General features: G+C 43.4%; 11 protein-coding genes and 1 tRNA gene. 9 read left to right on the top strand and 3 right to left on the bottom strand.

Annotated elements, in window-relative coordinates; all coding sequences use genetic code 11:
- Positions 1–5: 5 nt before the first annotated feature.
- The 4 genes from C9J12_RS21860 to C9J12_RS21845 all read left to right on the top strand — a co-directional run bounded on the left by C9J12_RS21860 (position 6) and on the right by C9J12_RS21845 (position 2,343).
- Positions 6–82, top strand: a tRNA-Asp gene (locus C9J12_RS21860).
- 226 nt (positions 83–308) lie between these two features.
- The gene (locus C9J12_RS21855) at positions 309–611 is read left to right on the top strand and encodes a hypothetical protein (RefSeq protein ID WP_006232622.1); all 303 of its coding nucleotides are present in this window, start codon (positions 309–311) and stop codon (positions 609–611) included.
- Between the two features lie 112 nt (positions 612–723).
- Positions 724–1,920 carry a multidrug effflux MFS transporter gene (locus tag C9J12_RS21850; protein WP_107244632.1) on the top strand — a complete coding sequence of 399 codons (1,197 nt, stop codon included), beginning with the start codon at positions 724–726 and terminating at the stop codon, positions 1,918–1,920.
- Positions 1,921–2,019: 99 nt separating this feature from the next.
- Positions 2,020–2,343 carry a DUF2799 domain-containing protein gene (locus C9J12_RS21845; RefSeq protein WP_227876429.1) on the top strand — a complete coding sequence of 108 codons (324 nt, stop codon included), beginning with the start codon at positions 2,020–2,022 and terminating at the stop codon, positions 2,341–2,343.
- Between the two features lie 92 nt (positions 2,344–2,435).
- Here the strand turns inward: C9J12_RS21845 and dapD are convergent, their stop codons facing one another.
- Together dapD and C9J12_RS21835 are read right to left on the bottom strand one after the other, a co-directional pair.
- Positions 2,436–3,467, bottom strand: a complete 1,032-nt coding sequence (gene dapD / locus C9J12_RS21840; RefSeq protein ID WP_107244630.1) for a 2,3,4,5-tetrahydropyridine-2,6-dicarboxylate N-succinyltransferase — start codon at positions 3,465–3,467, stop codon at positions 2,436–2,438.
- A gap of 302 nt (positions 3,468–3,769) precedes the next feature.
- Positions 3,770–4,072, bottom strand: a complete 303-nt coding sequence (locus C9J12_RS21835; RefSeq protein ID WP_107244629.1) for a YebG family protein — start codon at positions 4,070–4,072, stop codon at positions 3,770–3,772.
- Positions 4,073–4,155: 83 nt separating this feature from the next.
- Between C9J12_RS21835 and C9J12_RS21830 the strand changes: the two genes are divergently transcribed.
- Positions 4,156–4,842 (top strand): DNA-3-methyladenine glycosylase I, encoded by a 687-nt coding sequence (locus tag C9J12_RS21830; RefSeq protein ID WP_107244628.1) that lies wholly within the window; start codon positions 4,156–4,158, stop codon positions 4,840–4,842.
- A gap of 17 nt (positions 4,843–4,859) precedes the next feature.
- On the opposite strand, the gene C9J12_RS21825 is transcribed toward C9J12_RS21830, so the two are convergent.
- Positions 4,860–5,750, bottom strand: a complete 891-nt coding sequence (locus C9J12_RS21825) for a LysR family transcriptional regulator (RefSeq protein ID WP_107244627.1) — start codon at positions 5,748–5,750, stop codon at positions 4,860–4,862.
- 183 nt (positions 5,751–5,933) lie between these two features.
- Here C9J12_RS21825 and C9J12_RS21820 point away from each other — a divergent pair, with 183 nt between their 5' ends.
- The 4 genes from C9J12_RS21820 to recD all read left to right on the top strand — a co-directional run bounded on the left by C9J12_RS21820 (position 5,934) and on the right by recD (position 16,790).
- Positions 5,934–6,911, top strand: a complete 978-nt coding sequence (locus tag C9J12_RS21820) for a TDT family transporter (protein ID WP_107244626.1) — start codon at positions 5,934–5,936, stop codon at positions 6,909–6,911.
- A gap of 196 nt (positions 6,912–7,107) precedes the next feature.
- Positions 7,108–10,587 carry an exodeoxyribonuclease V subunit gamma gene (gene recC, locus C9J12_RS21815; RefSeq protein ID WP_107244625.1) on the top strand — a complete coding sequence of 1,160 codons (3,480 nt, stop codon included), beginning with the start codon at positions 7,108–7,110 and terminating at the stop codon, positions 10,585–10,587.
- Between the two features lie 520 nt (positions 10,588–11,107).
- Positions 11,108–14,692, top strand: coding sequence for an exodeoxyribonuclease V subunit beta (recB, locus tag C9J12_RS21810; RefSeq protein ID WP_193944696.1), 3,585 nt, complete (start codon positions 11,108–11,110; stop codon positions 14,690–14,692).
- Positions 14,685–16,790 carry an exodeoxyribonuclease V subunit alpha gene (recD, locus tag C9J12_RS21805; RefSeq protein WP_107244624.1) on the top strand — a complete coding sequence of 702 codons (2,106 nt, stop codon included), beginning with the start codon at positions 14,685–14,687 and terminating at the stop codon, positions 16,788–16,790. Before recB ends, recD begins: the two co-directional genes overlap by 8 nt.
- Positions 16,791–16,824: the final 34 nt, after the last annotated feature.

Genomic DNA, 16,824 nt, shown 5'->3' with positions numbered 1-16,824 from the left:
ACTGCGGAGTGGTAGTTCAGTTGGTTAGAATACCGGCCTGTCACGCCGGGGGTCGCGGGTTCGAGTCCCGTCCACTCCGCCATTATTGAAGAAGCCCTAATCGAAAGATTAGGGCTTTTTTACGTCTATAGAAAATGGAAACTAGAACGGAATAGACATTCTCTTGTACTAACATTCGCTCGGCTTACACTGCTTTCAATGAATTGTTACAACTGACTTAGAATCGAGTTCAATAAGCACTTGTCACCGGCTTGGTGATTATGAGAGGGTTAGGGCAATTTTTTAAGGTCCAAGAAATAGGTACATGCATGAAGTTTTTTTATGAGAGAACAGAAAATGAAGACGAAGTTAAAATTGTTCTGAAGCCTCATTCTTTTTTCATTATGTTATTGATGATCGCTGTATGGCTAATAAATGATTTGGTTCTGAAATCTGCGCCTATAGCACAGTTCATTATGCCGATCTTCATCGCCTTTATGGTTATCCGTTTCTTCTCTATTATACGTGTACAGAAAGAAGTATTACTGGGAATGAAGCAGCGTAAAGCTGAAACTACAGGCAGTAAGTTTTCACTTAAAAACCCACTGACATATACAATTAAAAAGCACTAATATCAAACAAGGCATTCATTCCCAGTGGGAAATTATGCCTTGTTTTTATGCTGCTTATCGTTTTGTTAATAACGTGCATAATGGAGGGTACGTCGAATTAAGAAGGAGAAACATGGAAAGGTTCAACTGGAAACCTTTATTACTAGCGTGTTTAATGGTCAGCATTGGACAATTAAGCCTAGGGTTAGTATTCCCATCCTTACCGTGGATAGCACAAGATCTTAATGTCAGTGCTGACCAAGCCCAATTATTAGTCTCTGTTTATCTTCTGGGTTTTGGTCCTTCGCAATTAGTATATGGTCCACTTTCGGATGTGTTGGGCCGTCGACCTGTTTTATTGTCTGGCTTATTAATTGCCCTGCTCGGTTTAATTCTTGCTGTTACGCATGCTGATTCATTTTCATGGCTGTTAGCCGGACGCTTTATCCAAGGCTTGGGGGCAGGTAGTGTTGCTGTGTTAGCAAGAGCCACCTTGCGTGATTCCTATCAAAATCAAAATTTTGTAAAAGCGATGACATGGGTCGCTATTGTTGCTGCTTTTACGCCCATTGTTGCGCCAGTGATTGGTGGGCTAGTTAACCATTATTTGGGTTGGCTGACGGTATTTATTATTTTATTGGCCTATATCGGTTTGATTTGGCTTGTGCTGTTATTTGCCTTTACGGAAACGCTTAATCAAACTAATAAGCCTGAATCTGTCGGTAAATTGGTGGTGTCTTATTTCTCGTTGATGCGTGAGCGCCACTTTCTTAGTTTTGCTGGGATCGGTTGGATCAACTTTTCATTAGTGGTGATTTCTATCTCATTAATGCCGTTTATTATGCAAGTACAAATCGGCATGAGTTCTGAACAGTACGCATTATGGGCGATGATCCCTGCATTCGGTATGCTTTCTGGTGGCTTGTTATGCCAGCGAATACGTCCTATTTTCGGCACGCAAAAAGTGTTGCAGATTGCGCCTTTTCTTCATTTAATTGCTGGTATTGTACTGTTCTTTTCTCCGATGACTCCACAGTGGATCAGTGCGGGTCACTTCTTACTAGCGATGGCAAATGGCATGGCTTTTCCGTGTGCACAATCAATGTTATTGATTCCGTATGGCAGCCGAGCAGGGACGGTTTCTGCCTTATCTGGAGCTTGCCAAATGGTATTTGCATCATTAATCAGTGGTTTTTTACTGCGATTAGGCATGAGCCAAGCGTGGCATTTAGGGCTAGTATTGTTAGTTGCAGCAGGCTTGGGGCTGATACTGGTGCGTATTGGTGCAAAAAGCGAAAGTGGTAAACAAGCAGCTGCCGCATTAAATTAATCCGAAATAGAGACACTGAACCATACTTACCTAATGATACGACTGTCAGTAGTTGAAAATGAAACATTATAGGTTGAGGTAATAAGTATGGTGAGGTTAATGGTGTTTATTGTCCTGATCATCTTGTCTGGTTGTGCTGCGCAGTACGAAGCAGATCTCTCTGAAAATAAAGAGTGGCAGCAGCTTGGTACTTATCATGGTGAGCAAGGTTATCGTGAATTAAATGAAAAGAAACTAAATAACCTTGGTGCGTTATCGGAAACTGAATATGAATCTTACCGAGCCGGTTACCTAAAAGGGCGGTTTGATTACTGTTCAGGAAGAAAAACAGTGACAACAGTGATTAATCAAGGCTACCCCGATGATTGTGCTACCCCGAAACAAGGGCGCAGTAGCTACAGTGTGATTGAGCGTGGATACTGAGTTTCACTCCCTCAGTTAGAGACAAAAAAGGCTACCGAGGTAGCCTTTTTAATGCGTGATATTTACATTCACATATCTACCAAGCAATTAGCTTAGTTGTTGCTGTGAAGCTCACTGTTAAGCTCAATCGCAGACTTATTCGTCAAACATTCAATCTGACCGGTGATTGAGTTACGACGGAATAGTAGGTCAGCTTTACCCGCAAGATCGCGTGCTTTGGCGATTTCAACTTCTTTGCCTTCGTTATCAAGCATGCGAACCTTAGTACCCGCTGTTACATACAGGCCTGATTCAATAGTACAACGATCGCCCATTGGGAAGCCCAAGCCAGCGTTTGCGCCTAATAGGCAGTTTTCGCCGATAGAGATAACCATCTTACCGCCACCAGACAACGTACCCATGATAGAAGCGCCGCCGCCAATATCAGAGCCTTCGCCAACCATTACGCCAGCAGAAATACGACCTTCAACCATGCTCACACCAGTTGTTCCGGCATTGAAGTTGATGAAGCCTTCATGCATTACCGTTGTGCCTTCGCCAACATGTGCGCCTAAACGAACACGAGAAGTATCAGCAATACGAATACCAGTAGGTACGATGTAATCAACCATTTTAGGGAATTTATCGACACAATCGACGATGATAACTTCACCATTCAAGCGAGCATCCATTTGACGTTCTGCAAGCTCTGGTAAATCGATAGGTCCTTTATTGGTCCATGCGATGTTATGTAGCAGGCCGAAGATGCCATCAAGTACTACGCCATGAGGTTTTACTAGGCGGTGCGAGATAAGTTGAAGCTTTAAGAAGCCTTCAGAAACAGATGTTGGCGCTGCATCTGTCGCCAGAATGACAAGAATCAATGTCTGTGAAGATTGTGATGCTTTCGCTGCAAATTGTGCGCTTTTTTCATCACCAGCAGCTTGAAATATAACCGTAAGATCAGCGCATTGAGCTGGAGTCACTTCGATAGACTGGTTGCCTTCTTTATAAGAAACAACGGCAGCGACTGCTTTAACAAGTTTTTCTGAAGGGTTAAGCGTAGGTGTTGGGAAAAATGCTTCGATGATTTTTCCGTCACGGTTTTTAGTCGCAGTACCTAAGGCAATTGAAAAGCTAGCCATTATTAATTGTTCTCCATTTCAAATATTTTCAGAGCTGGATCAGTTTGATCATTAAAAAGCTCGTCGCTGAATTTGTATAAATTGGTATTACATTAAAACCATCATAAAGACACTTGAAGCGATATAGAAGGGCTGAATAAGCAATCAGTCAAAAATGACAGTAATATGACGTGAATAATAGTAAGACAATATTTGAGTATGCATAAAAAAACCCCCTAGATAGGAGGTTTATTCATTTAGAGGCAATAAAAAATGAAGGATTAAGCTCAGTTATTGTTTGCCTCTGAAATCATTATTAATGATTAAGCCGCTTCATCTTGTGATTGCTCTTCAACAATTTTAGCAGATTCAGCTTTCTTTTTAGGTGCTGGTTTTGCTTTTTTAGCACCTAGAGCAATCAATACTTCTTCACGCTTTTGCGCTAAAAATAATGATAATTCTTCTTGTTTAGCTTCATCTTCAAAAAGTTCACTAGCAGTAAGCAAAGTAAACATTTCATCAGCCATATCAAGCATTTTGTCGTATGCGTCAGCTTCGGACTTAGAGGTGAAAGTCATCTTTTCTTCTCCGTTGCGCTCAACTACATATTTGACGATAACAGCCATGGTCACCCTCTCCAGAAATTGATTTACTGGCTGCTTATACAGTAGTATGACGTCTTCTGTCCAGTGATAAGCGTGTTAATGTGATGGTGAAAGAAAAATTTGCTCAAATTTATACTCGAGCGTCTGAAAGAAAAGGGGGAGATGATGAACTGGAAAGTTTACTGTCAGTCCCTTTAAGCGCTCAGGAAATTAAAACAATTCCTGATGATCGATGGCTAGCTGCGTTTTCACAGAAGGTGTTTCAATGCGGTATTAGTTGGAAAGTGGTACGCAGTAAGTGGCCAAATTTCGAAGAGGTCTTTTTTCAGTTTAATATTGAAAAAATGCTGCTGATGCCAACAGATATGTGGGAACGAAAAGCGACTGATCCTGCGATTATTCGTCATCTTACTAAAGTTATGACTATTCCTGCGAATGCACAAATGATCCATGAGGCAGCACTTGAGTATGGTTCTTTTGCGGCAATGGTCGCTGACTGGCCGGAAAGTGACATTATTGGCTTATGGCGTTACATGAAAAAAAATGGCAAACGTCTTGGTGGAAATACTGGCCCTTATACATTGCGTGTAATGGGTAAAGATACGTTTTTATTGACTCAAGATATGGAGTCTTATTTACGTAATACCGGGGTTATTGACGGGGGGCGAGATACTCAAAAGTCATTATTAGCGACGCAACATGCGTTTAATGATTGGCAGCAAGAAACTGGCCGTCCATTGTCTCAGATCAGCCAGATCATTTCGTTCAGTTGCGGTGACAACCGGATATAGAGAACCCTAGCTTAGACCTATCGTTTTAAATCCCACTTCTGGCAAAAATTCAGAAATAGTTTAAGAAGTGGGCTTTGGTATTTTTCTTTATGAAAAAGTAACCAATATTGACGACGCATATCTAAGGGTAATTCAAGAATCACCAACCGATTGTCGTTCACGGCATGTTGAATGGCTAACTTTGATAGGCAAGTGATACCTAAGTTTGCAGCCACACAATTGATGATCGCTTCGGTGGTGTTGAGTTCAAATGCTTGATGCCATTTTTCCAATCGAGGTGATATGCGATTTAAGAAGAATTCACGCGTGCCAGACCCTGGTTCTCTTAGTACCCACTCAGAATTTTCTAAATCGGCCAAGCGCAGGTTATTAATCAAGGTTAACGGATGACTTGGGTGGCAAACTACAACCATTTCATCATCGAGCCAAGGTTCAGTCACAAGATCATTTTGCTGTACTTTACCTTCGACTAAACCGATATCGAGTTCAAATTCACTCAATTTGTGACAAATCTGGGCGGTATTCGAAATAAACAGTGATTGATTATAGTGCTGTGAGCTTTCGCGAAAATCTCTCAATAAAAATGGGGTAACTTGATTACCTACCGTATCACTCGAGCCAATCTTCAGGTTACCTGTGACGGGGCCAGTTTGATCAAATAAATTCTCAATAGAATGACTACGCGACAGTAATTCATCGGCTAGAGGAAGCAATCGCTTGCCTTGTTCATTAATGATAAGACGATTATTATTGCGATCAAAAAGTTTATGGTCGAGTTGTTTTTCGAGTTCTGATAACGCCATGCTGACAGCAGGCTTAGATAAAAATAGTTTGTCAGCTGCTGCCGTAATGGTCCGTTCTTGTGCAACGGTGACGAAAACTTTTAATTGCTTCAGCGCAATGTTCATACTGCCCCTTCTTAGTGGTTGTTATCTTCGTTAAGCAAAACTTAATATTGTATTCAATATATTCAATTATTATAAATCATTCAAATTTTATACAATCATTTCGTGTTCAGAGATTAATGTTTTCAGCCCAAAATGGTTTTTACCATGACACATGAGATTTGGGGGGAAATTAGAGAGGTCAAAATGATTAGAGCAACTAAAAATAAAGTAGCAGGCGCACCAACCCCTATGGCGGGTTTAGCATTAGGTATCGCAAGTCTTGGCTGGTGCTGGGAAAATGCCGCCGATCTTAATGGTGCAGGACAGGTTACAGGTGCTGTGATTGCGTCAATATTGTTAGTGATTCTTACTACAAAGTTTCTTTTTCATCCTAAGTCACTGTGGAACGACTTAACACACCATGTGGTGGGTAGTGTTGTGCCAACATTTGCAATGGCTTTGATGGCAGTATCAAAAGCGGTGGGCATTTATGCGCCGTATGCTGCACAGGTACTGTGGTTATTTGCCGTTATACTACATTTGGTTTTCTTGGCATTGTTTGTTTACCATCGTGTAATTGAGTTTAAATTACATCACATGGTACCAAGTTGGTTTGTGCCACCGATTGGTCTAATTGTGGCTGATGTGGCTTTCCCTGGTGGGGCTTTACGTCCAATAGCTGAAGCGCTATTAGTATTTGGTATGGGTGTGTATGCGGTCATGTTACCTATCATGATTTACCGTTTGATTTTTAGCCATGAAATTCCAGATGCAGCCAAACCAACAATTGCGATAATGGCAGCGCCTGCGAGTTTATCGCTAGCGGGTTATTTAACGGTGGTACAAAATCCATCGCCAGTGATTATTGGCTTACTTGCTGGTATTGCAGTATTAATGACTTTTGTTATCTATGTGGCTTTCTTTCGCTTATTACGTCTTGATTTCAGTCCTGGCTATGCTGCATTTACATTCCCAATGGTGATTGGTGCAACAGCGCTTTATAAAACAGCAGTTTGGATGGCAGCATATGGCTTTGCTCCTGAATATGTTCAGCAAGTATTTAGCCTTGCAACTATCGAGCTTTATGTCTCAACGGCAGTGGTATCTTATGTCGCGATTCGATACTTAGCGTTCTATCGTCCAATTTCACGATTATTCAATCCTGTTCCACATAATGCTTAATATCACGCTAGGCATTACTCAGCATAATCTCATGTGTACCGTATTGTTTTGAGTGTGCTTTTTGTAAGCGTTATATTTTGATGTTATGTGTTTTGCCCGGTGATACCGGGCTTTTTTGTATTTGTAATTTAGGTTTGCAGCCAGCAAGTTGATGGTAGACAATCAATGCAACTTTCTCTTTTTGTGAGATATCTGCGTGTTTACTGTTTATCACTCCAATCAACTGGATTTGTTGAAGTCACTGCTAGTCGAATTGATCCGCCTTAACCCTCTAGATAACCCTTTTGAACCAGAGCAAATTTTGGTGCAAAGCCCAGGAATGTCGCAGTGGTTAAAAATGGAATTGGCGACATCATTTGGGATAGCGGCAAATCTTGAGTTTCCACTGCCTGCGACTTATATCTGGAAAATGTTTACTCAGGTATTAGCAGACGTGCCCGAGCGCAGTGCGTTCAATAAAGAGGCGATGACGTGGAAGTTGATGGAAGTGCTACCAAAGCAGTTGGGTTTGCCTGAATTTGAACCATTAAAACGCTATTTAGAGAATGACCCAGAAAGCCTCAAAATTTATCAATTGGCTGAGAAAATTGCAGATATCTTCGACCAATATTTAGTGTATCGCCCAGAGTGGATTCAACAATGGGAAGCCGGTGAAATTGTTGCAGAGTTAGGTGATGAACACCCTTGGCAGCCTATTTTATGGCAAGCGTTGTACGATCAAACATTGGCATTGGGGCAGTCGCCTTATCATCGTGCCAATCTGTATGAACATTTCATTGATACGTTAGATAATTATGCCAGTAGCGGAACACTGCCTGCTAATTTACCGAAACGATTATTTGTGTTTGGTATTTCATCATTACCGCCTCGTTATCTTGACGCATTAGCGGCATTGGGTGAGCACATTGATGTACATCTGATGTTTACTAACCCTTGTCGTTATTACTGGGGTGATATTCGCGATCGTAAGCATTTGGCTCGATTGGCTGCCAATCAACGAGTGACTATCAAGCAACTGAATGTTTCAAGTGATGACACGCTACATGGTGATGAAAATGCCAGCGATGAAAATGTCGCTGTGCTGAAAGATACCGATGAAAATCATTATGATGATGACATGCATAATGATGTTGTGGGCAATAGCTTACTGGCCTCTATGGGTAAGTTGGGGCGTGACAATATGTATTTATTGTCAGAGATGCAGGTCAACGAAGTGGATGCGGGTTTTGTTGATATTGAACCTGACTCGTTACTGCACGCGATTCAGGCCGATATTTTAAATCTAGAAGATCGTCAGAACGATCAGATTCTGGATTCCAGCGACCACAAGTTTCCGATCAGCGATGGCGATATGTCATTATCGATCCATGCTTGCCACAGCCCGATGCGTGAAGTGGAAGTATTGCATGATAATTTGCTCGCTATGTTTGAAGCCGAAACAGCCAAAGGGCTAAAACCACGCGATGTGATCGTAATGGTGGCCGACATCAATGCGTATAGCGCGGCTATTCAATCCGTTTTCGGCAATGCGCCGGGTAATCGTTATATCCCCTTCTCGATTTCAGATCGAACTGCCGAGCAAGAAAACCCTATCTTGCTGGCATTCATGCGTTTACTGACTTTGCCTGAAAGCCGTTGTAATGCCTCTGAGTTACTGGAACTGTTAGAAGTTCCGGCTGTTATGAACAAGTTTGGCTTTGATAGTAATAGCTTCGAAAAAATTAAACGTTGGATAGAAGAAGCAGGTGTTCGGTGGGGGCTGGATGAGAAAACCGCTTGCCAATTTGAGCTGCCAGAACAAAATCAAAATACGTGGCTATTCGGTATTCAGCGAATGTTGTTGGGCTATGCCATGCCTCATGATGCGGGCTTATTTGATGGCATCTCAGCCTATGAGCAGGTTCAAGGTTTAGATGCGGAGCTAGCAGGGCAACTTGCAGGGTTTATTGATAGCTTGATCTCTTATCGTGAGCAGTTGGCACAGCCTCAATGCGTATCGTCTTGGACCGATCTGCTTAATCAATTACTAGACGATTTCTTAGCCGTTGAATTAGACGGCGAGCTGGTACTGAAATCGATTCGCGATAACCTACATCGCTTGCATGAACAGCTTGCAGATGCGGGTTATCAGTCATTGATCTCACCTGCTGTATTGACGCAGTACTTGCAAGATAAGCTGTCTGGTGAGCGGGTAAGTCAACGCTTCTTAGCAGGGCAGGTCAACTTCTGTACCTTGATGCCAATGCGTTCAATTCCCTTCAAAGTAGTATGTTTGCTGGGGATGAACGATGGGGCTTACCCGCGAAATATCGCGCCAGAAGGCTTTGATTTAATGAATGGCCGCACCAAAGCTGGTGACCGTTCACGCCGTGATGACGACCGCTACCTGTTCCTTGAAGCCATTCAATCGGCACAAGAAACCTTGTACATCAGTTATGTGGGCCGTTCGATTCAAGATAATGCTGAAAAAGTGCCATCAGTATTAGTCAGTGAGCTGGTGGAATACTGCCAGCAAGGTTACTGCCTAGAAGGCGATGAAGTCTTACCTGTAGATCAATCAGCCAAACGATTGAAAGAAGAACTGTTAGTTCATCACCATCCTCTAGTACCTTTTAGCCCAACCGCCTTTATTGGTGAGAAACCGAGTTTTGCTGCTGAATGGTTACCAGCCGCGGCGCGACACGGTGAGGCAAACAAAGCATTTCAGCTTACAGCATTAGATGCAGAACCCATGGTTAGTGATCAGGAATTGGTCTTAGAATTGGCGGAGTTGCAGCGATTCTGGCGTTTACCGGTACGTTACTTTTTTAATCGTCGTTTGAAAGTTTTCTTTGAACCACCGATGGGTGTGATGGAAGATGATGAGCCGTTCATATTGAATGGCTTAGAAAGCTACTTGCTACGTGATGAACTATTGGCATTGCTGCTTGATGCTAAGGTGAGCAACAAGAATGAGGATGCCGTCTTTGCTGCATTTTCTGCTGAACAAAAAGCGGCTGGTGGGTTACCTGTCGCGGCATTTGGTGAGCTAGATTTAGCCATGACACGTACTGAAGTTGTGTCATTAGCCGATAAAATTGTGCCGCTCGTTAATCGCCCACTGGATGATCATGAAGTTGATCTTATTTTCCAAGTTGCTGGTCATGATGTGAACCTGCAAGGGTGGTTAAAACAGCGTTATCAATCCGGTTTGGTGCGTTACCGTAGCGGTAAAGTTCGCGCGCAAGATCACTTAACGGCTTGGTTTGATCATCTATGTTTATCAGCAAGCCACTGTGGTCAACAGACTCACCTAATCGGTACCGATAAACACCTTGTGTTATCTATTATCGAACCGGATCAAGCCAAGGCTTACCTGCAAGATGTGATGGCGCTGTATTACCACGGCTTGAATCAGCCTTTGCCTTACTTTCCTAAAACAGCGCAAGCGGGTATTCAGGCATGTATCGGCCGTGATGGTAGCTGGAAAGATGATGAAGAAACCATTGATAAGTCACTGAAAAAGATGGCTGATTGCTTTAATGATGGGTACTTATTTCCTGGGGAAGGTGCAGATAGCTACATCGCACGAGTATGGCCACAATGGAATGATGAGCTTGCTGCTGAAGCCTCACAATTAGCGAGTCGTGTTTTACAGGCTGCGATCTTAAACAGTGATGTTGTAGAAGATGACTGAGAGTAAGTGACTGGCTGTTGAGTACAAGATGTGGAATAAAAAGGTGTGGAGTAAAGAGGTGTAGCGTGGTCGCCAGCAAATCATTTTTTATTTGTAGGGTGTTCGCTGTACGACCACAGGTCCAGAGGTAGACCACGTTTCTTGCGGGCGATACTAGCTAAACCTCTGACGCTAAACAGTGAGTAAGCTCTCACATCATTAAAGCATAATGGTATTTTACAAATCAAAAAGTGTTTATAAGTGATTGATCACAATGTAAATGTGATCACTATCACTGAAGTGAACGATAGGGGCGTTATTCGGCTCTCACTTTATTTAGAAATGGTTTGTAAAACACGTATTTATATCATGGGTATTGGATGGTGAATGTCTCAATAACGGCATATCTGATACGCCAACAACAAAAGGCTTTGGCAATATCATGCAACCAGATTTGAATGTGCAATCAGGCTTGGATAACCCGTCAGACTTGAATAATCAACCAACGGGTAGTGCGAATACACCCACTAAATTGCAGCCGATGACTTTCCCACTGCATGGTGCGCGTTTAATTGAAGCATCTGCTGGTACAGGAAAGACTTTTACCATTGCGAGTTTATATTTACGTTTGTTGTTGGGGCACGGTAACGCTGAAACGCGCCATGCATCAGAGCTGACTGTTGATCAGATTTTGGTGGTGACGTTTACTGAAGCGGCAACTGCCGAATTAAGAGATCGTATTCGTGCGCGAATTCATGATGCTCAAATCGCATTTTGTCGTGGCTTTAGTAACGATCCGGTTATTGAACCGCTATTAACCGCCATTAGTGATCATAAAGCGGCGGCACAAATTCTGTTGAATGCAGAACGCCAAATGGATGAAGCGGCCATTTATACCATTCACGGTTTCTGCCAGCGAATGCTTACCCAAAATGCGTTTGAATCGGGTAGTCGCTTTAATAATGAATTTGTTACCGATGAAAGCCAGTTGAAAAGCTTGGTAGCTGCCGATTATTGGCGTCGAAATTTTTACCACCTACCTCATGCGTTAGCCAATGAAGTCCGCAATATTTGGTCATCTCCGGCGGCATTGTTAAAAGACATCGGGGGCAGCTTAACAGGCGCTCCTGTGAAGTTGTCAGTTGCGGCAATGAGCGATTCGTTGGCTGATTTGCATCAGCAAAACATGCAACGTATCGATGCGATTAAAGCACTATGGCGTGAGCATGAAACAGACCTTGAACCTCTGATCGCCAATTCAGGGGTTAATAAGCGCAGTTATACCAAAAAAAGCTTACCGACTTGGCTGGCACAGGTGAGCCAGTGGGCAGCACAACCCACCGATAACTATGAACTGCCCGATAAATTGGATCGCTTTCATCAGCACACATTAATCGAAAAAACCGCGAAGGGTGAAGCGCCTGAGCATGCGGTATTTGTCGCCATTGGTGAGTTGCTCGATAATCCGGCTAACTTACATGATCCTTTAATGGCGCATGCCATCGAACAGTGTCGTGTGTTATTGGCGCAAGCAAAAGAGCGTAAAGGGTGGTTATCGTTTGATGACTTGTTAACCCAATTATCTGCTGCGATCGATAACGATCAAGATGATCTGCTGGCTGGGCGTATACGAAATCAGTATCCGGTCGCAATGATTGATGAATTCCAAGATACCGATCCACAGCAATACAGTATTTTCAGTAATATTTATCGAGATCAACCGGAATGCGGTTTGTTTATGATCGGCGATCCTAAGCAGGCGATTTATGCCTTCCGAGGCGCAGATATTTTCACGTACATTCAAGCTCGTCGTCAGGTACACGATCATTACACGCTCGATACTAACTGGCGTTCAACAGCAGATATGATTGCGTCGGTGAACAGTGTTTTTGCTCGACCCGAGAGCCCGTTCATTTACGATCAAGATATTCAATTTTTATCGGTTAACCATAGCCCTAAAGCCCCAGACCGTAGCTGGTGGTTAGATAATCAAGCTCAACACGCCTTGACGTTCTGGCATCAAGACAGCTTTGACGGTAAGCCCGTCACGAAAGGCAGTTATCAAGAAGCCATGGCGAATGCGACCGCGGCACAAATTCAGAATGTACTGACTCAATCAGAACAAGGCAGTGCTTTTTTCCAAGACAAAGACAACAAGAAAGCAATTCAAGCCAGTGATGTTGCAGTGCTAGTACGTACTGGTAATGAAGGTAAATTAGTGCGAAAGGCATTGTCAGAACAAGGCATTGCCAGTGTGTATCTATCAAACCGTGATAGCGTATTTTCAACAGCTGAAGCGGCAGATATTCAACGTTTATTACAAGCAGTACTCACCCCTGAAGATGATCGTGCATTACGTGCGGCATTGGCCTCTAGCCTATTTGCATTAACAGCCGTTGAACTTGATGAACTCAACAATAGTGAGAATGCATGGGAAGCGGCAATCAATAACTTCAAAGAGTACCGCAAACAATGGCTAACACGTGGCGTAATGGCAATGATACGTAGCGTGATGGCAAAAGAAAAAATGGCTGAAAACCTATTAGCAGAAGAAGGCGGCGAGCGCCGTTTAACCGATTTACTGCATATTGCTGAGTTACTGCAAGAAGCGAGTCAAACCTTAGACAGTGATTACGGTTTATTACGTTGGTTAGCCGAGCATGTAGCAGAGCCGAACGGCAATGCTGAAGATCAGGTTTTACGTTTGGAATCAGAGCGTAACTTGGTACAAATCGTCACTATTCACAAATCGAAAGGGCTAGAATATGACCTCGTCTTTATGCCGTTTGTGTGTAGCTATCGTGAAGTTGATAGTAAAGGTGAAGTGAAATACCACGATGAAGCAGAAAACATCACAGTATTAGATATAGCCAAGCAAGCAGATTCGATTGAAAAAGCTGATAAAGAGCGCCTAGCAGAAGATCTTCGTCTTATTTACGTTGCCCTAACGCGTGCGGTGTATGGTTGTTATATAGGTATGGCTCCGATTCGTAATGGTCGGAGTACCAAAGAACCGACCGGATTACATCACTCAGCAATGGGGCATTTAATTCAAAATGGCAAAGAAGGCACCATTGCTGATTTGGAACTAGCCTTAGCGAAATTAGCAGAAAGCCAACCTGCGATTACCGTTATCGAACCACCTGTTTTACCTGAAGAAAAGTGGCAGCCACTAGCGCAAGACGATGCAGAGCTATCGCCTAATCATTTTACGATGTCGCTTGAGCGTAATTGGTGGATGACTAGTTATTCCAGCCTAGTGAAGCAAGGACACCAAGCCTACCATGACAGTAGCTTAGATTTGCCGGGGTTTGATATTGAATCAGCGGTTGAAACGGCGATTGAGGGCGAAGCCAGCGTTGATCATGACGGTAATCTGCTTGAACTTGAGCCTGAATATTCAATTTATACTTTTCCGCGTGGTGCGCGTCCCGGTACATTCTTGCATACCGTGTTTGAAGAGATTGAATTTACAGCGCCCGTCGACAGCCCTGAAACCGTGGTAACCTTGACCGATTTGTTGCAAAAAGAAAATTATGATCTGGTGTGGTTACCAGTATTACAACAATTGATTAAAGATGTATTGAACTGCTCATTAGACGGGCAGGGCATGAAATTAGTCGATAAGAACCCGTCACAGCGACTAACGGAAATGGAGTTTCTACTGCCAATCACCTTATTGTCATCGAGAATGTTGAATAAGGTAATAGCAAAGCATGACACAGTATCAGCCAAAGCCGGTGAGCTGGGCTTTGCGACGGTCAGTGGCATGCTGAAAGGCTTCATCGATTTAGTGTTTGAGCATGATGGAAAATACTATGTACTCGATTGGAAATCGAACCATTTAGGGGATGACCCTAGTGTGTACCGTGGCGCACAGCTAGTCGAAGCCATGCGTGATCACCGTTATGATTTGCAATACCAAATCTATGCCCTTGCATTACAGCGCTTTCTGCGCAGCCGCATGCCTAATTATGATTACGAAACCCACTTTGGTGGCGTGTTTTACTTGTTTCTACGTGGCATGGAAGCAGGCAGCGACAGTGGCATTTTCCATGCGCGGCCAAGTGAAGCCTTACTGCTTGAACTAGAACAATTAATTGATGGAGAGCAGATCGATGCTTAAGCGTTTGCAAGAACTCACAAAGCAAGGTGCATTGCGTCAGCTTGATTATCAGTTTGCTAAATTCGTTGCGTTGCGTTGCCCTGAATCGCATTCCTCATTAGTGGCTTTGATTACTGCTCTTGTCAGTCATGAATTAGGCAAAGGGCACGTCTGTTTAAGGCTAGATGATCTGAATACTCAATCATTATTTGGCCTATCTAGCCGTGTGTCAGTTACCTTACTAGATGGTTTACCAGAGCCTAAAAATTGGGAAGCTGAGCTAAGTGGTTTATCAGTTATTTCAAACATGGCGCAAGGTGAACAGCATGCCACACCGCTAGTACTTCAAGACGGTCGTTTATATTTGCACCGTTACTGGCATTTTGAGCAGCTGGTGGCAAACAAATTGTTGCATGCTGCGCAATCGATAGCGCCTGCAGCTGTTATGCCATCGGTGCTGAATACGCTATTTCCTCGTACTTATACCTATTTGTATCAAGCCTTACAGCAGTTAAAAAAAGGGCCGTCATCAACATCTGATGCTGGTGACAGTGCTGAGCGTCGCCAGAAAGAAGTGTGTGATAAGTTAGATGTGGTTCAAGCTGCTGAACTGGATTGGCAAGCCATTGATGTGGCATTAACCTCGGCAAATAAAGCGGAAGAGTTATCTGTATTGGATGATTTGGTGCCACAGTCTGTGTGCCTTAACTGGCAGAAAGTAGCAGCCGCGATGGCGATTACACGTCAATTTTCGGTTATATCAGGTGGGCCGGGTACTGGTAAAACAACGACCGTCGCCAAGTTACTTGCTGCGTTAGTGATGCAAGCCGATGATGCTAATAGCGGTGATGAGGTCATTACACCGAACATTAAGCTAGTAGCACCCACAGGGAAAGCTGCTGCCCGTTTGACTGAGTCGATTGGTTTAGCGGTACAGTCGCTACCTGTTGACCCTGATGTGCGTCTGCGCATCCCAACGCAATCAAGTACCATTCACCGCTTATTAGGTTCAGTACCTAATCAAGTTGATTTTCGTCATCACCGTGATAACCCATTACACCTTGACGTGCTGGTGGTTGATGAAGCATCGATGGTCGATTTACCAATGATGGCGCGTTTGCTTGATGCATTACCACCCCATGCAAAATTGATTCTGTTAGGTGATCGTGATCAGCTTGCCTCTGTTGAAGCTGGCGCTGTGCTGGGGGATATTTGTGCTTTTGCCAGTCAGGGGTACAGCCCGCAGCAAGATCAAGTGCTTAGCCAGTTAACAGGGTTTAATGTCTCTGGTATTCATAGTGGTACGCATGAAGATAACAGTGTTAGCCCGATTGCAGATAGCTTGTGCATGCTGCAAAAAAGTTACCGTTTTCATGCCGAGTCGGGTATTGGTAAGTTGGCGAAAGCGATTAATGATGGAAAACCGTATGATGTTGAAAAAGTTTGCCAACACGATTTCAAAGACATTAATCATTACCCACTGAGTGCTGAAAACTACCAAAAGATGATTAATCGAACGGTAACCTTCTACCGTGATTATTTAGATGCCATTGAACATAAGCAAGAACCGGAAGTGGTATTGAAAGCCTTTTCTAGCGTACGGTTATTATGTGCATTACGGGAAGGTGATTTTGGTGTGGTTGGTTTGAATCAGCGCATAGAACGTGAACTGGTACGAATTGGAAAAATAAGCCAAACCGATGATACTTGGTATGAAGGTCGACCTGTCATGATCACTCGAAATGATCATGGTTTAGGGCTCTATAATGGTGATATTGGTATCGCCATGATTGATGAAAAAGTCGATCCCAATAAACCGCATCTGCGCGTCTTTTTTGAAATGCCAGACGGGTCTATTCGTAGCGTATTGCCAAGCCGGTTACCTGAACATGAAACCGTGTATGCGATGACGATCCATAAATCGCAAGGGTCTGAATTTGAAGACACCTTAATGGTATTGCCTGCAGACTTCACGCCCATTTTAACGCGAGAACTGATTTATACAGGTGTTACACGAGCGAAAACCCGCTTATATCTGTTCGCTCAACCAGATGTGATAGCTCGTGCTGTAAGACTACGAACGGAAAGAGCAAGTGGATTAGCCTGTTTATTAGGATAGGCTTTAAGGGCTGTAAATGATAATAAATGCCTGC

It is taken from the genome of Photobacterium frigidiphilum (assembly GCF_003025615.1).
Lineage (GTDB): Bacteria > Pseudomonadota > Gammaproteobacteria > Enterobacterales > Vibrionaceae > Photobacterium > Photobacterium frigidiphilum.
This window is presented reverse-complemented; position numbering and strand designations above follow the sequence as displayed.

Bases quoted from the DNA above. Each gene is read 5' to 3' on its own strand.
- recD (WP_107244624.1), top strand. From the start codon at position 14,685: ATGCTTAAGCGTTTGCAAGAACTCACAAAGCAAGGTGCATTGCGTCAG.
- dapD (WP_107244630.1), bottom strand. From the start codon at position 3,467: ATGGCTAGCTTTTCAATTGCCTTAGGTACTGCGACTAAAAACCGTGAC.
- C9J12_RS21825 (WP_107244627.1), bottom strand. From the start codon at position 5,750: ATGAACATTGCGCTGAAGCAATTAAAAGTTTTCGTCACCGTTGCACAA.
- recB (WP_193944696.1), top strand. From the start codon at position 11,108: ATGACTTTCCCACTGCATGGTGCGCGTTTAATTGAAGCATCTGCTGGT.
- C9J12_RS21835 (WP_107244629.1), bottom strand. From the start codon at position 4,072: ATGGCTGTTATCGTCAAATATGTAGTTGAGCGCAACGGAGAAGAAAAG.
- C9J12_RS21850 (WP_107244632.1), top strand. From the start codon at position 724: ATGGAAAGGTTCAACTGGAAACCTTTATTACTAGCGTGTTTAATGGTC.
- C9J12_RS21820 (WP_107244626.1), top strand. From the start codon at position 5,934: ATGATTAGAGCAACTAAAAATAAAGTAGCAGGCGCACCAACCCCTATG.
- C9J12_RS21845 (WP_227876429.1), top strand. From the start codon at position 2,020: ATGGTGTTTATTGTCCTGATCATCTTGTCTGGTTGTGCTGCGCAGTAC.
- C9J12_RS21855 (WP_006232622.1), top strand. From the start codon at position 309: ATGAAGTTTTTTTATGAGAGAACAGAAAATGAAGACGAAGTTAAAATT.
- C9J12_RS21830 (WP_107244628.1), top strand. From the start codon at position 4,156: ATGGTGAAAGAAAAATTTGCTCAAATTTATACTCGAGCGTCTGAAAGA.